Raw genomic sequence first — 15,069 nt, forward strand, 5'->3', positions numbered from 1 at the left:
GCACGAGATGGCGGAGACCAGGCTGATCCAGAGCCGGTACCGACTGCTCGATCTGATCGGGCGGGGAGGTATGGGTGAGGTGTGGCGCGCCCGCGACGAGTCGCTGGGGCGGCAGGTGGCCGTGAAGTGCCTCAAACCGCTCGGCCCGCACCACGATCAGTCGTTCACCCGTGTGCTGCGGGAGAGATTCCGGCGCGAGGCCCGGGTGGCCGCCGCGCTGCAACACCGCGGGGTGACCGTGGTGCACGACTTCGGCGAGTCGGAGGGCGTGCTGTACCTGGTGATGGAGTTGCTCGAGGGCCGCAACCTCAGCCAGCTCCTGGAGGACAACAAGCAGCATCCGCTCCCCGTCGCCGATGTCGTCGACATCGCCGACCAGGTGTCCGGGGCCCTCGCCTACACCCACCAGCAGGGCATCGTGCACCGCGACCTGAAGCCCGCCAACATCATGCGGCTGGCCGACGGCACGGTGAAGATCTGCGACTTCGGCATCGCGCGCCTCGGCCACGACATCGGCTTCACGGCCCGGCTGACCGGCACCGGCATCGCCATGGGCACCCCGCACTACATGTCGCCGGAGCAGATCAGCGGTGCCCAGGTCGACCAGCGCAGTGATCTGTACTCCTTCGGATGTGTGCTCTACGAAATCGCCACCGGGGCACCGCCGTTCGACCTGGACGACGCGTGGGCGATCCTCGTCGGCCACCGTGACACGCCTCCCGAGCCGCCGCGCCACCACCGCGCCGAGCTCCCCGAGTACTTCGAGCGGATCATCCTGGATCTGCTGGCCAAGGAGCCGGAGAGGCGCCCGCAGGACGCGCGCGAGCTCGGCCGGCGGATCGGCACGGGGCGTACGACTCCGGTGTACGTGCCGACGGTCGTGTCCCCCGCGATCGACCGTCCCGCCGACGAGCGGCGCATGTTGGAGCCGTCGACGAAGGCTCCCGCGCCCTCTTCCTCGCGTGAACCCCGGCTGCCCTCCTGGACCCGGGGCATGACCACCGGCCACAAGGCGACCGGTGCCCGACTGGGCGGCGCCCCGCCGGACGCGGCGGCGAGGCTGACCGGCGCATGGACGGCGCGCCCGGCCACGTCCGCACCGGAGGTGCCGGAGCGCGTCGAACGCCCGACTCCCGCACCGGAGTTGCTCGTCACCCTGACGGGCCGGCACAACGCCGGACTGAGCCTCGGGCGGCTCGGCCGGTGGACCGAGGCGGGCGAGGTGCACCGCGCGGTCGCCGCCGAACGCGAGCACGTCCTCGGCCCCGACCACCCCGACACCCTCGCCAGCCGCTACGAGGTCGGCTTCACCCTCAGCCGCACCGGACGCGCCGCCGAAGCGCTGGGCGAGTACGCGCGGGTCGCCCGGGGCAGGGAGCGCGCGCTCGGCCCCGACCATCCCGACACCCTGGCCGCGCGCCAGGAAATGGCGTACGTACTGGGCCAGTTGGGCCGTCACTTCGAGGCGCACCAGGCGTACACCGCGGTGCTCGCCGCCCGGGAGCGTGCCATGGGCCCCGACCATCCCGACACCCTGCGCTGCCGCCACAACCTCGCCTTCAACCTGAGCAGGCTGGGCCGCCTGGAGGACTCGTACCGGATGGCGAGCGAGGTCGCCGCCGCGCGGACCCGGGTGCTCGGTGCGAACCACCCCGACACGCTCGTGACACGGTACGAAGTCGCCTACGCGCTCGGTCAGTTGGGCCACTGGCCCGAGGCGTTGCAGACCTACCGGGAAGTGGCCGAGGCGCGGGCCCAGGCCCTCGGCCCCGACCACCCGGACACCCTCTCCGCCCGCTACGAGGTCGGCATCAGCCTCGGTCGGCTCGGCCGCAGCGCGCAGGCCCTGGAGCTGTACCGGGACCTGATCGACGACCGCACCCGGGTGCACGGCCCCGCCCACCCCGAGACCCTCCGCGCCCGGCACGGCCTCGGCGTCAACCTGGGCCGGATGGCGCGCTGGGAGGAGGCGCTCGCCGAGTCCCGTGACGTGTGGGCCATCCGCGAGCGCGTGCTCGGCCCCGACCACCCGGACACCCTCGTGAGCCGCCGCGAGGTCGCGGTCGGCCTCGGCTGGCTGGGCCGCTGGTCCGACGCCCTCACCGAGTACCGGGGCGTCGCCACCGCCCGCGAACGCGTCCTCGGCCCCGACCATCCCGACGCCCTGGCCAGCCGCAACGACGAGGCACACTGCCTGGAGCAACTGGGCCGGGGTCAAGAGGCGGTGGAGTTGTACCGGAGGGTGGCGGCGTTACGCCAGCAGCGGGCGGCACGGGGAGGCTGAGGGGCTCTCGTGCGGGGGTGTGCTCGCCCTGTACGAGGGACGGCACCGGCCATATGGCGGTGTCGTGGTCGACGGTGGCGAAGGCCACGCCGGGGCGGGTGCCCCCGCTCGTGCCCCGTCCGGATGCCCGCCGGGTGCCGCGTACCTCTGGCCGTTCTAGATCATCGCGTGCTACGAAGAACCATGCCTGCACACGAGGGATACGACGTCGTGATCGTCGGCGGGGGCCACAACGGACTCGTCGCCGCCGCCTACCTGGCCCGGGCCGGCCGGTCCGTGCTGGTGCTCGAGCGCCTGGGGAGCACCGGCGGCGCCGCCGTGTCCACCCGGCCGTTCGCCGGAGTCGACGCCCGGCTGTCGCGCTACTCCTACCTGGTCAGTCTGCTGCCCCGGAAGATCGTGCGGGATCTGAGCCTCGACTTCCGCGTGCGGGGCCGCACCGTGTCCTCGTACACACCCGTCGAACGCGGCGGACGGCCCACCGGCCTGCTCGTCGGCGGTGGCGAGCGCCGCACCCGCGAGGCCTTCGCGCGTCTGACCGGCTCGGACCGCGAGTACGAGGCGTGGCAGCGCTTCTACGGCATGACCGGCCGCGTCGCCCAGCAGGTCTTCCCGACGCTCACCGAACCGCTCCCCACCCGTGAGGAACTCCGCGCCCGCATCGACGACGAGGAGGCCTGGCGCGTCCTCTTCGAGGAGCCGGTCGGTGTCGCCGTGGAGGAGAACTTCGCCGACGACCTCGTACGCGGTGTCGTCCTCACCGACGCGCTCATCGGGACCTTCGCGGACGCCCACGACCCGTCCCTGCGCCAGAACCGCTGCTTCCTGTACCACGTGATCGGCGGCGGCACCGGCGCCTGGGACGTGCCGGTCGGCGGCATGGGCACCCTCACCGACGCGATCGCCGCGGCGGCACGCACCGCGGGCGCGGTGATCGCCACCGGCCACGAGGCGGTGCGCATCGAGACCGACGGGCGGGCCGCCGAGGTCACCTACCGCACCGCGGACGGCGAGGGCGTCGTCCCGGCCCGGCACGTCCTCGTGAACGCCTCGCCGCAGGAACTCGCGCACCTCACGGGCGACGAACCGCCCACCCCCGCCGAGGGCGCCCAGCTGAAGGTCAACATGCTGCTCAAGCGGCTGCCGAGGCTGCGCGACACCTCGGTGGACGCGCGCGAGGCGTTCTCCGGCACCTTCCACATCGCCGAGGGCTACGAGCAGTTGGCGACCGCCCACGCGCAGGCGGCCTCCGGCGAGCTGCCCACCGCGCCGCCCTCCGAGATCTACTGCCACTCCCTCACCGACCCGAGCATCCTCGGCCAGGACCTGGTCGAGCAGGGCTACCAGACCCTCACCCTCTTCGGCCTCCACACACCCGCCCGGCTGTTCGAGCGGGACAACGACGCCGTACGGGCGGAGCTGCTGAAGTCGACGCTGGCGCAGCTGGAGGCGCACCTCGCCGAACCGCTCGCCGACTGCCTGGCCACCGACGCGGACGGCCGCCCCTGCATCGAGGCGAAGACCCCGCTCGACCTGGAGCGCGACCTGCGGCTGCCCGGCGGCAACATCTTCCATCGCGACCTCGCCTTCCCGTACGCCCAGGAGGGCACGGGCCGCTGGGGCGTCGAGACCCGGCACGCGAACGTCCTGCTGTGCGGGGCGGGCGCGGTGCGCGGCGGCGGCGTGAGCGGGGTGCCCGGGCACAACGCGGCCATGGCCGTACTGGAGGGCGGGGACGACTAGGGCCTGTCCGGCTGGTCGGTCGTGTGCCGCCGGCGCGGCGCGAGGACCGGAACCCTGTCGAGGGACTGGCCAGAAATCTGACGGAGCATCAGAAAAGGCCTTCCCTCGTCCGGAGGACTGCGGCATTCTGCGGCCATGCAGACGGAGCTGAGCAAGAAACTGGGAGTCGAGCACGCCATTTTCGGCTTCACGCCGTTTCCCGCCGTCGCCGCGGCCATCAGTCGCGCGGGCGGATTCGGTGTGCTCGGCGCGGTCCGCTACACCGCCCCCGACGACCTCAAACGCGACCTCGACTGGATCGAGGCGAACGTCGACGGCAAACCGTACGGCCTGGACGTCGTCATGCCCGCGAAGAAGGTCGAGGGGGTGACGGAGGCCGACGTCGAGGCGATGATCCCGGAGGGGCACCGACAGTACGTCAAGGACACCCTCGCCAAGTACGGCGTGCCCGAACTCGCCGAGGGCGAGGCGTCCGGCTGGCGCATCACCGGCTGGATGGAACAGGTCGCCCGCACCCAGCTCGACGTCGCCTTCGACTACCCGATCAAACTGCTCGCCAACGCGCTGGGCTCACCGCCCGCCGACGTCGTCGAACGCGCCCACGAGCGCGGGGTGCTCGTCGCGGCCCTCGCGGGCAGCGCCCGGCACGCGCGCAAACACGCCGAGGCGGGCATCGACGTCGTCGTCGCGCAGGGCTACGAGGCGGGCGGCCACACCGGCGAGATCGCCTCGATGGTGCTCACCCCCGAAGTCGTCGACGCCGTCGACCCGCTGCCCGTACTGGCGGCGGGCGGCATCGGCAGCGGACAGCAGGTGGCCGCCGCCCTCAGCCTCGGCGCCCAGGGGGTGTGGCTCGGCTCCCTGTGGCTGACCGTCACGGAAGCGGACATGCACGCGCCGGCCGTGACCCGCAAGCTGCTCGCCGCCGGGTCCGGCGACACCGTCCGCTCGCGCGCGCTGACCGGCAAGCCCGCGCGCCAGCTGCGCACCGAGTGGACCGACGCCTGGGACGACCCGAACGGCCCCGGCACACTCCCCATGCCGCTCCAGGGGCTGCTGGTGGCCGAGGCGGTCTCCCGGATCCAGAAGTACGAGGTGGAACCGCTGCTCGGGACGCCGGTCGGGCAGATCGTCGGCCGGATGAACAGCGAGCGCAGTGTCCAGGCCGTCTTCGACGACCTGACGAGCGGCTTCGAGCGGGCCGTCGACCGCGTCAACCGGATCGCGGGAAGGGGCGAACAGTCATGAGCACCTCACCCAACGGCTTCTGGGCCCAGGCCACCGCCGACCCCGGACGGACGGTCCTGATCACCCCGGACGGGGACGAGTGGACCGCGGGCCGGCTGCACGCCGCGGCCAATCGACTCGTCCACGGTCTGCGCGCCGCGGGACTCGAACGCGGCGACGCCTTCGCGGTCGTCCTGCCCAACGGCGTCGAGTTCTTCGTCGCCTACCTCGCCGCCTCCCAGGCGGGCCTCTACCTGGTGCCGGTCAACCACCACCTCGTCGGCCCCGAGATCGCCTGGATCGTCTCCGACTCGGGCGCCAAGGTGCTGATCGCCCACGAACGGTTCGCCGACGCCGCCCGCCATGCCGCCGACGAGGCGAAGCTGCCCGCCGCGCAGCGGTACGCGGTGGGCACGGTGGCGGGCTTCCGGCCGTACGCCGAACTCCTCGACGCCCAGCCCGACTCGGCGCCCGCCGACCGCACCCTCGGCTGGGTCATGAACTACACCTCGGGCACCACGGGCCGCCCCCGCGGCATCCGGCGCCCGCTGCCCGGCAAGCTCCCCGAGGAGTCGTACCTCGGCGGCTTCCTCGGCATCTTCGGCATCAGGCCGTACGACGACAACGTGCACCTGGTCTGCTCACCGCTCTACCACACCGCCGTACTCCAGTTCGCGGGCGCCTCCCTGCACATCGGGCACCGCCTGGTGCTGATGGACAAGTGGACGCCCGAGGAGATGCTCCGCGTCATCGACGCCCACGCCTGCACCCACACCCACATGGTCCCGACCCAGTTCCACCGGCTGCTGGCACTCCCCGACGAGGTGAAGGCGCGCTACGACGTCTCCTCGATGCGGCACGCCATCCACGGCGCAGCCCCGTGCCCGGACCATGTGAAACGGGCCATGATCGAGTGGTGGGGCCACAGCGTCGAGGAGTACTACGCGGCCAGTGAGGGCGGCGGCGCCTTCGCGACCACCGAGGACTGGCTGAAGAAGCCCGGCACGGTCGGCAAGGCCTGGCCCATCAGCGAACTCGCCGTCTTCGACGACGACGGCAACCGGCTGCCGCCCGGTGAACTCGGCACCGTCTACATGAAGATGAGCACCGGCGGATTCTCGTACCACAAGGACGAGAGCAAGACGAAGAAGAACCGCATCGGCGACTTCTTCACCGTGGGTGACCTGGGCTGTCTCGACGAGGACGGCTATCTCTTCCTCCGTGACCGCAAGATCGACATGATCATCTCGGGTGGGGTCAACATCTACCCGGCCGAGATCGAGTCCGCGCTGCTCTCCCACCCCGCCGTCGCCGACGCGGCCGCCTTCGGCATCCCGCACGACGACTGGGGCGAGGAGGTCAAGGCCGTCGTCGAGCCCGCCCCGGGCCACGAGCCGGGCCCGGCTCTCGCCGCCGACATCCTCGGCCACTGCGAGCGCCTGCTCGCCGGGTACAAGCGCCCCAAGAGCGTCGACTTCATCGAGTCGATGCCGCGCGACCCGAACGGGAAGCTGTACAAACGGCGCCTGCGGGATCCCTACTGGGAGGGACGTACGCGAGCAGTGTGACGCGGGTCACAACGCGCACCTGTCACAGGGACCCGCACTCGCCCGTCCTGATGCCGAAACGCCCCCGGGAGCCGTTCCCCGACCGCCCGGGGCCCGACATCAGGAGACCGATTCCCATGCGTGTACTCGTCGCCGGAGCCACCGGAGTCGTCGGACGGGCGCTCGTCCCGCTGCTTACCTCGGTCGGCCACGACGTGGTCGCCCTCTCCCGCACCCCGGGGCGCGGCACCGTCGCCGCCGACGCCCTCGACCGGACCGCACTGCACAGGGCGGTGCGCGAGGCGGCCCCCGACGCGGTCGTCAACATGCTCACCGCGATCCCGGCCGAGCTCGACCCCCGCCACCTCGCCCGCGACTTCGCCCTGACCAACCGGCTGCGCACCGTGGGCACCCGCAACCTCTACGAGGCCGCCCGGGACGCCGGGGCCACGAAGATCGTCGCTCAGGGGCTGGCGTACGCCTACGACCCGGCCGGGCAGGGCCCCGCCAACGAAGACGCCCCGCTCTGGCGGCGCCCACCGAAGCAGTTCGTGCCCGTGCTCGACGCGCTGAAGGAGCTGGAGGAGCGCACCGCGGGCGCGGACGGCACGGTCTTGCGCTTCGGACACCTCTACGGACCCGGCACGATCTACGCCGCCGACGGCTCGTTCGTGAAGCAGGTGGCCGCGGGGAAGGTCCCGCTGGTCGGCGGTGGGAACTCGGTATTCTCCTTCACGCACGCCCACGACGCGGCCACCGCAGTGGTCGCCGCACTCGACAAGCCCGCGAGCGGCCCGCTGAACATCGTGGACGACACCCCGGTTGCCCTGCATACCTGGCTCCCCGAGCTCGCCGGAATGCTCGGTGCCCCGCGGCCGAAGAAGGCACCCGCGGCGCTCGCCCGGATCGCCGTCGGCGGCTGGGGAGTGGCGTTCATGACCGGCCTGCGGGGCGCCGACAACGCCCGCGCCACGCTCACCCTCGACTGGCGCCCCCGGTACGCCTCCTGGCGCGAGGGGTTCGCCACCGAGTTGACTGACGCGTCGGCCGCCCGCTGAGCTGATCCACGCAACTGAGCCGAAAGGAAAGCGAGTTGGAGACTCTGCAGACGGCGACTGAGCAGTTCGAGACATACCGGCCACTGCTGCTCGGCCTCGCCTACCGGCTGCTCGGCAGCATGTGGGACGCCGAGGACGTCGTCCAGGACGCCTATCTGCGCTGGACGGGTACCGACCGGACGGACATCCGCGAACCGCGGGCCTTCCTCATCACGGTCGTCTCCCGGCTCGCCCTCGACCAGCTTCGCTCGGCCCGAGTCACCCGCGAGGCCTACACCGGACCCTGGCTGCCCGAGCCGGTCGCGACGGAAGCGCTGGGCCCGCTCGACACCGCCGAGCTGCGCGACACCGTGGCGTACGCGACCATCCATCTGATGGAGCGGCTGTCACCGCCGGGGCGCGCGGTGTTCGTGCTGAGAGGAGCCTTCGACCTGCCGTACGACGAGATCGCGCGCATCCTGGACACGACCCTCGCGAACTGCCGTCAGATGCACCACCGGGCCGGCCGCCACCTCGCCGCCGGGCGCGACAGGTTCCCGCTCGCCGAGGACGACCACGCCGAACTCCTCGCGCGTTTCCTTCAGGCCGCGCGCAGCGGCGACCTCACCGCTCTGACCGACGTCCTGACCGAGGACGTCGTCGCCTGGAACGACGGCGGAGGCAAGGTCAGGGCGGCGCTGCGCCCCATCGAGGGCCGTGAACGGGTGATCGCGTTCATCGCGGGCCTGATCGCCCGCTACCCGTTCGGTCCGACGCGGATCGTGGAGGCGAACGGCGGGCCCGCGCTGGCCCTCACCGTCGACGGCGTCGAGCAGATCGTGACGATCGCGGTGCGCGACGGACGCATCGACGGGATCTACGCGGTGCTCAATCCCGACAAGCTCGGCCACGTCGGGGCGTGACCGGGGTGGTCCCCGCCCGAGCGGGCAGGGACCACCCCGCTGCCGTCAGCGGTGCTCGCCCACGCGGATCACCCGCAGCCCGGGCGAGGAGAGGATGTCCTTCTCGCAGAACCGGGAGGTGACCCACTTCCCCTCGGAGAACAGCCGCGTCTGGTCGCTGAAGTGCGGCGAGTTCGGGTTCGACGACTGGGAGTAGGTCAGCAGCGTACGGGCGACCGGGCAGCGGCCGCCGTCCCACCCGACGGCCTGGATGTACGAGGACCCCGTGGTGACCTCGGTGTAGCCGCCGGCCGCCGCGTCCCACACCGGCTCGACCTTGTTCCACACGCCGAGCGACTCCGTGCCGCCCGGCACGGGGATGCGCCGATCGCCCCGGACGACGACCTGGTGCGCGCCGAGCGTCGCGTCCAGCGCGATGCCCGCCGCCCGCAGCTCGCTCACCGCGTCGGCGAGGGCCGTGGCCACGCCGGGCGCTTCCGTGTTGAGCGTGTTCGGCGTGTGCACGGGGTCCGCCGCCGAGAACGGCACCTTCCAGAGCTGCGCGGGCGCGGTCACGGCGGTCAGCCGCCGCCAGAAGCGGTCGAAGAGCAGTGCGCCCCGGCTGCCGGTCTTCATCGAGTGGTCCCACGCCTTCAGCACACCGCACGCCTCGCTCACGTCGACGGCCCTGCCGTCGCTGCCCGTCGCCGTCCCACCGGGCAGCGCGGCACAGGCACGGGCCGTGTCGTCGGCGATGAGGTCACCCGAGGTCGCCCGGTTCGCGAACTGCTGCGCCTGCAGGTCCCGTACGGTCAGCTCCCCCTTCGCGGCCATCGCGGACACGTCCGCCTTCGCGCCGCGCGCACGGGTCGACAGCGGCGAGCCGATCGACCCGAAGACCCGTTCGTACCCGGTGAGCGGCCGGTCCGTATTGGCCAGCCAGGCGCTGTCGTTGGAGTTCTCCGCGTACGGCGCGTCCTTGAGGACCGGCATGTTCGCGGGCCCGAAGATCCCGGGCTGTACGGCGTCGGGGTCGCTGCCCGGCGCGCAGTCGCCGCGGGAGCCGTCGAGGACCGCGATACCGGACGACGGATAGAGGGCCTTGCCGAGCGCCGTCGAGCAGCGCTGCGCCAACTCGTCGGTGATACGCGGGAGTACTTGCGACTGCGTGAACAGCGAGTGCCCGCCCGAGTCGGCGGCGATCGTGTTGATCCAGGGCAGCCCCTGGGTACGCCTCAGCGTCGTGAGGACGTCGGCCATGCCGCGGGCCCGGCCGAAGCCGAGGGCGGTGTCGGGGGCGCGCAGGTTCTCGGCGTTGGGGTCGTTGAGGGCGTACGCCGTCGTGGACGTCCAGGGCAGCGGGAGTCCCGCGCCGAGCGAGGTGACGACCGGACCGTAGCGGGTCCACCACTGGGTACGGGTGACGGGCGGGCCGCCCCGCGCCTCGACGGTGACGGTCCGCTTCGCCATCCGCTCCGGCTTCCCGTCCACCAGGTACGTCGTCGGGTCGGCCGGATCCAGCGTCAGCTGATGGAGGTTGAGCGTGACGCCGGTGGCGACGGTATGGCTCCAGGCCACCCGTGCGTTGTGCCCGATGGAGACCGTGGTGGAGCCGAGCAGCGCGCCGCCTGCCACGTTCAGCTCGCCGGGGATCGTCTGCTGCGACTGCCAGAAACGACGGCCGCCCTGCCACGGGTAGTGCGGGTTGCCGAGCAGCAACCCACGGCCGTTCGCCGTGGTGGCACCGCTGAAGGCGACCGCGTTGGACCCCATGTCGGCGGTGTCGAAGAGGCTTTGGGCGGCGCGCGCGGCACTCTGTGCGTCGGGTATGCCGACGGCCGTACGCACGGCGGGCGTCGCGGGCGTCGCGGGCGGCCGCGCGGCCGTGATGCCGTCGACCGCGCGGCCCTGACCGCCGAGCACCGCCAGCGCGAAGGTACGCGCGGCCACGTCCACCGCGGTCACGGGCCGGACCCAGAAGGCGCCCCGGCAGGCCGGATCGGTGATCCGGTTCTGGGCGAGCCAGGCGTTGTAGCCGGCCGCCCAGCCCCGCATCAGATCCTTGGAATCGCGGCTCGGACCCCGTGGCGCGGGCTCCGCGAGCAGTTTCTCCACGGTGCCCGTCGCACGCACGCCGCGGAAGTAGAGGTCGCTGGAGAGGTTCTCGGCAGCCGAGGACAGCGAACCGTCCGGCTTCGCTTCGGGACCGAAGAAGCGGGAGCGTTCGCCGCGTACGGTCACGAACCCGTCGGCGAGGGTGCACACCTGGTCGGCGGCCTGCGCCCAGCCGGTGCCGAAGCCGAGGTCCGCGTAGTTCTTCGCAAGGATGTGCGGAATGCCGTACTCGGTGTAGCGGATCACGGCGGACAGACCGCCGGAGGACGGGTGGGACGGAGAGTGCTGACGCTCCTGGCCGTTCGCGGCGGTCGCGGGCAGTGCGGCCGAGGCGGTGAGCAGGGCTACGGCCAGGACGGCGAACCGTCCGGGGCGGATGCGCATCGTGCCTCCCGACATCATTGAGGGAAGGGGCGGTTGAGCGTAACAACAGCCACAGACGTGTGACCTGGTGTCAGTACGTTCAACGGCGGGGTTGAACCTCTTCGCGCCAAGGGCGCGGGACGCTTGACCCCGTTCGCGGGCCGGAACGAGGATCACGGCACAGCAGCCGGACGAAGGAGCAGGTCATGACGGCGGGTCAGAACCCCACGGTGGCGGCGGGCCGGAGCGTCACGGTCGACGGGGTGCTGCGGCGCAGCGCCCGGCGGACCCCCGAACGCGTCGCGATCCACTACCGCGACCGGTCCTGGACCTACGCCGAACTCGACGAGGCCGTCTCCCGCGCGGCCCAGGTGCTGCGCTCCTCGGGACTGGCGCCGGGCGACCGGGTCGGTGCCTACGGCCACAACTCGGACGCGTACCTGATCGGCTTCCTCGCGTGTGCGCGCGGCGGGCTGGTGCACGTGCCGGTCAACCAGAACCTGACCGGTGACGACCTCGCGTACATCGTCGGACAGGCCGGCTGCGGACTGGTCCTGGCCGACCCGGACCTGGCCGGGAACCTCCCCGAGGGAACCCGCGTTCTCGCCCTGCGCGACAGCGACGACTCGCTGCTCGCGCGACTCGACACGGCCACGCCGTACGACGGACCGGAGCCCCGGGGCGAGGACCTGACGCAACTCCTCTACACCTCGGGCACCACCGCGCTGCCCAAGGGCGCCATGCTGACCCACCGTGCGCTGGTGCACGAGTACCTCAGCGCGATCACCGCCCTCGATCTGCAGGCCGGCGATCTGCCCGTGCACTCGCTGCCGCTCTACCACTCGGCGCAGATGCATGTGTTCCTGCTGCCCTATCTCGCGGTCGGCGCCGTGAACGTCATCCTCGACGCGCCCGACGCCGAGCAGATCCTCGACCTGGTCGAGGCCGGTCACGCGGACAGCCTGTTCGCGCCGCCCACCGTCTGGATCGGACTGTCCAACCGCCCCGACTTCGCCACCCGTGACCTGAGCGGACTGCGCAAGGCGTACTACGGGGCGTCGATCATGCCGGTGCCGGTTCTGGAACGGCTGCGGGAGCGGCTGCCGAAGCTGGCGTTCTACAACTGCTTCGGCCAGAGCGAGATCGGACCGCTGGCCATGGTCCTCGGCCCCCACGAGCACAAGGGGCGGATGGACTCGTGCGGGCGGCCGGTGCTGTTCGTCGAGGCGCGGGTCGTCGACGAGTCCGGCAAGGACGTGCCCGACGGGGAACGGGGCGAAATCGTCTACCGCTCACCGCAGTTGTGCGAGGGCTACTGGGACAAGCCGGAGGAGACCGCGGAGGCCTTCCGCGACGGCTGGTTCCACTCCGGGGACCTCGCCGTGCGCGACGAGGAGGGATACTTCACCGTCGTCGACCGGGTGAAGGACGTCATCAACTCCGGTGGCGTGCTGGTCGCCTCGCGCCAGGTCGAGGACGCGCTCTACACACACGACGCCGTCGCCGAGGTGGCCGTGGTCGGGCTCCCCGACGAGCGGTGGATCGAGGCGGTCACGGCGGTCGTGGTCGCCCGCACCGAGGTCACCGAGGCCGAACTCCTCGCCCACGCACGCGAGAAGCTCGCCGCCTTCAAGGCGCCCAAGCAGGTCATCTTCGTGGACAAACTGCCACGCAACGCCAGCGGGAAGATCCTCAAACGCGAGCTGAGGGACCGCTTCGCGGAAGCACGGGTCGAAACCGCCCAGGGGTAGGGCGCCCTGGCGGAGACGGCCGACGACCGTCGCGTTCGACCGTCACCGGTCGCCCCGGGACGGGCTCGGCGTGGGCGCTCTCCTCGACCTGGGCTTCCACGGACCGCTGTTCCTCGCCCCACTCCGCTTCGAGCGCGTCCGCACGTCGATCGCGGCCACTTGGTGTCGGGGCTGCGGCTGTCGGTCGCGGTGGCCGTCGCGGGATTCCTGGCGGCGGCGGCCCTTGCCACGAGCTTCGTCCATTCGCCGGTAACCGTCGTCGGGCACGCGGTAGCCGTCGCCCGTTACGCGGTGACCGGCGTGGGGCGGCGGTTGCGGCGCCTGCGTCAGTGGGCCGCCTGCGTCGCCACCGAGCGCGCCCACCGGTAGTCCGCCTTGCCGCTGGGCGAGCGCTGAATGGTGTCGGTGATGACGAGCTGGCGGGGGATCTTGTAGCCGGCCAGGTGGCTCCGGCAGTGGGTCTGGATGTCCTCCAGTGAGGGCCTGCCCGCGCCCTCGCGGAGCTGGACGACCGCCGCCACGTGGTTGCCCCACTTCTCGTCCGGCACCCCGGCGACCAGCGCGTCGTACACGTCCGGATGGGACTTCAGGGCCTGCTCGACCTCCTCCGGATAGACCTTCTCGCCACCGGTGTTGATGCACTGGGAACCGCGGCCGAGGACGGTGACGATGCCCTCCTCGTCGACCGTCGCCATGTCGCCGAGCAGCACCCACCGCTCGCCGTCCTTCTGGAAGAAGGTCTCGGCGGTCTTCTTCGGGTCGTTGTAGTAGCCGAGGGGCACATGGCCGCGCTGTGCGACCCGGCCGGCCTCACCGACGGCGACCGGCTCGTACGTGGCCGGATCCACCACCTGCGTACGGGAGTTGACCCGTAGCCGGAAACCCTGTCCGGCTCCCGAGTCCGCGGTCGCGGTGCCGTTGAAGCCGGACTCCGAGGAGCCGTAGTTGTTGAGCAGCATCACGTTCGGGACCAGTGACTGGAACTGCTCACGCACCGTCTCCGACATGATCGCGCCGGAGGAGGACACGCTGAACATCGAGGAGCAGTCCGTGCCCTTCATCGGCCCCTGCAGCGCGTCGATCAGCGGGCGCAGCATCGCGTCGCCGACCAGCGACATGCTGGTGACCTTCTCCCTCTCCACCGTCCGCAGGACCTCTTCGGGCACGAACTTGCGGTGGATCACGACCCGTTGGCCGAAGTTGAACCCGATGAACGCCGTCAGTGTCGAGGTGCCGTGCATCAGCGGGGGAGTGGGGAAGAAGGTGATGCCCTCGCCGCCGGCCGCCACCCGCTCGGCGAGCTCCTCCGGCTTCCTGACCGGCTCGCCCGTCGGGGCCCCGCCGCCCAGCCCGGAGAAGAACAGGTCCTCCTGACGCCACATCACACCCTTGGGCATGCCGGTGGTGCCGCCGGTGTAGATGATGAACTGGTCGTCCGCCGAGCGCGGCGGGAAACCCCGTTCGGGGGATCCGGCGGCCTCGGCCTCGGCGAAGTCCAGGGCGGGCAAGGAGGCCCCGTCGGTCGCCGCGCCCCCCACCCGCAGGAGATGCCGCAGTGCCGAGGCCCGCGGCAGTGCCGCCGCCACCCGGTCGGTGAACTCCGTGTCGAAGACCAGCGCCACCAGATCCGCGTCCCGGTAGAGGTAGACCAACTCCTCTTCCACGTAACGGTAGTTGACGTTGACCGGCACGATCCGTGCCTTCAGGCAGCCCAGCACGGTCTGCACGTACTCGACGCCGTTGTAGAGGTGCAGTCCGAGGTGCTCGCCGGGGCGGATGCCGCTGTCGATCAGGTGATGGGCGACGCGATTCGCCGCCGCGTCGAGTTGCGCGTACGTCAGACGGCGCTCCGCGCCCGTGCCCGGATGGTCGATGTACACGAGCGCCTCGCGGCCCGGAACCACGTCGACGACCGACTCGAACAGGTCGGCAAGGTTGTACTCCACCGCTCCTCCTGACGTCGCGCGTCCGGTCCCGCCCCCCGGCTCGACGGCCATCAGAGCAAAGCCCGCCACAACTGGGAAGGGCCCGCGCAGAAGAAATCTGACTGTCTGTCAGAAAACTCTTGTACTGGTCCCGCGCCTACTGCAACCTGTTCTC

Annotated in this window: 10 protein-coding genes; 8 read left to right on the forward strand and 2 right to left on the reverse strand. The window is 71.6% G+C overall.

Features of this window, described 5'->3' with window-relative positions:
* Window positions 1-7 precede the first annotated feature (7 nt).
* The 6 genes from KVT44_RS10925 (at window position 8) to KVT44_RS10950 (ending at window position 8,761) form a co-directional block, all read left to right on the forward strand.
* Complete coding sequence (locus KVT44_RS10925; RefSeq protein ID WP_217566870.1) at window positions 8-2,284, forward strand: serine/threonine-protein kinase; 2,277 nt, start codon at window positions 8-10, stop codon at window positions 2,282-2,284.
* A gap of 183 nt (window positions 2,285-2,467) precedes the next feature.
* A complete protein-coding gene (locus KVT44_RS10930; RefSeq protein WP_217566871.1) occupies window positions 2,468-4,027 on the forward strand; it encodes an NAD(P)/FAD-dependent oxidoreductase in 1,560 nt (519 codons plus the stop codon).
* Window positions 4,028-4,162: 135 nt separating this feature from the next.
* Window positions 4,163-5,275: a nitronate monooxygenase family protein gene (locus tag KVT44_RS10935; RefSeq protein WP_075025814.1), complete on the forward strand. Its 1,113-nt coding sequence runs from the start codon at window positions 4,163-4,165 to the stop codon at window positions 5,273-5,275.
* Window positions 5,272-6,822, forward strand: a complete 1,551-nt coding sequence (locus KVT44_RS10940) for an acyl-CoA synthetase (protein ID WP_217566872.1) — start codon at window positions 5,272-5,274, stop codon at window positions 6,820-6,822. Before KVT44_RS10935 ends, KVT44_RS10940 begins: the two co-directional genes overlap by 4 nt.
* A 116-nt stretch (window positions 6,823-6,938) precedes the next feature.
* Complete coding sequence (locus KVT44_RS10945) at window positions 6,939-7,859, forward strand: NAD(P)-dependent oxidoreductase (protein WP_217566873.1); 921 nt, start codon at window positions 6,939-6,941, stop codon at window positions 7,857-7,859.
* 35 nt (window positions 7,860-7,894) lie between these two features.
* The gene (locus KVT44_RS10950) at window positions 7,895-8,761 is read left to right on the forward strand and encodes an RNA polymerase sigma-70 factor (protein ID WP_254649228.1); all 867 of its coding nucleotides are present in this window, start codon (window positions 7,895-7,897) and stop codon (window positions 8,759-8,761) included.
* A gap of 45 nt (window positions 8,762-8,806) precedes the next feature.
* On the opposite strand, the gene KVT44_RS10955 is transcribed toward KVT44_RS10950, so the two are convergent.
* On the reverse strand, window positions 8,807-11,239 hold the full coding sequence (locus tag KVT44_RS10955) for a penicillin acylase family protein (RefSeq protein ID WP_217566874.1): 2,433 nt from the start codon (window positions 11,237-11,239) through the stop codon (window positions 8,807-8,809).
* A gap of 185 nt (window positions 11,240-11,424) precedes the next feature.
* Here KVT44_RS10955 and KVT44_RS10960 point away from each other — a divergent pair, with 185 nt between their 5' ends.
* Together KVT44_RS10960 and KVT44_RS10965 are read left to right on the forward strand one after the other, a co-directional pair.
* Complete coding sequence (locus KVT44_RS10960; protein WP_217566875.1) at window positions 11,425-12,969, forward strand: acyl-CoA synthetase; 1,545 nt, start codon at window positions 11,425-11,427, stop codon at window positions 12,967-12,969.
* Window positions 12,970-13,128: 159 nt separating this feature from the next.
* Entirely contained in the window at window positions 13,129-13,338 is a 210-nt protein-coding gene (locus tag KVT44_RS10965; protein WP_217566876.1) for a hypothetical protein, read from the forward strand.
* Here KVT44_RS10965 and KVT44_RS10970 read toward each other — a convergent pair.
* On the reverse strand, window positions 13,296-14,915 hold the full coding sequence (locus KVT44_RS10970) for an acyl-CoA synthetase (protein ID WP_217566877.1): 1,620 nt from the start codon (window positions 14,913-14,915) through the stop codon (window positions 13,296-13,298). The two genes, KVT44_RS10965 and KVT44_RS10970, sit on opposite strands and share 43 nt — an antisense overlap.
* Between the last annotated feature and the right edge of the window lie 154 nt (window positions 14,916-15,069).

It is taken from the genome of Streptomyces sp. GbtcB7 (assembly GCF_019091445.1).
Classification (GTDB): domain Bacteria; phylum Actinomycetota; class Actinomycetes; order Streptomycetales; family Streptomycetaceae; genus Streptomyces; species Streptomyces mirabilis.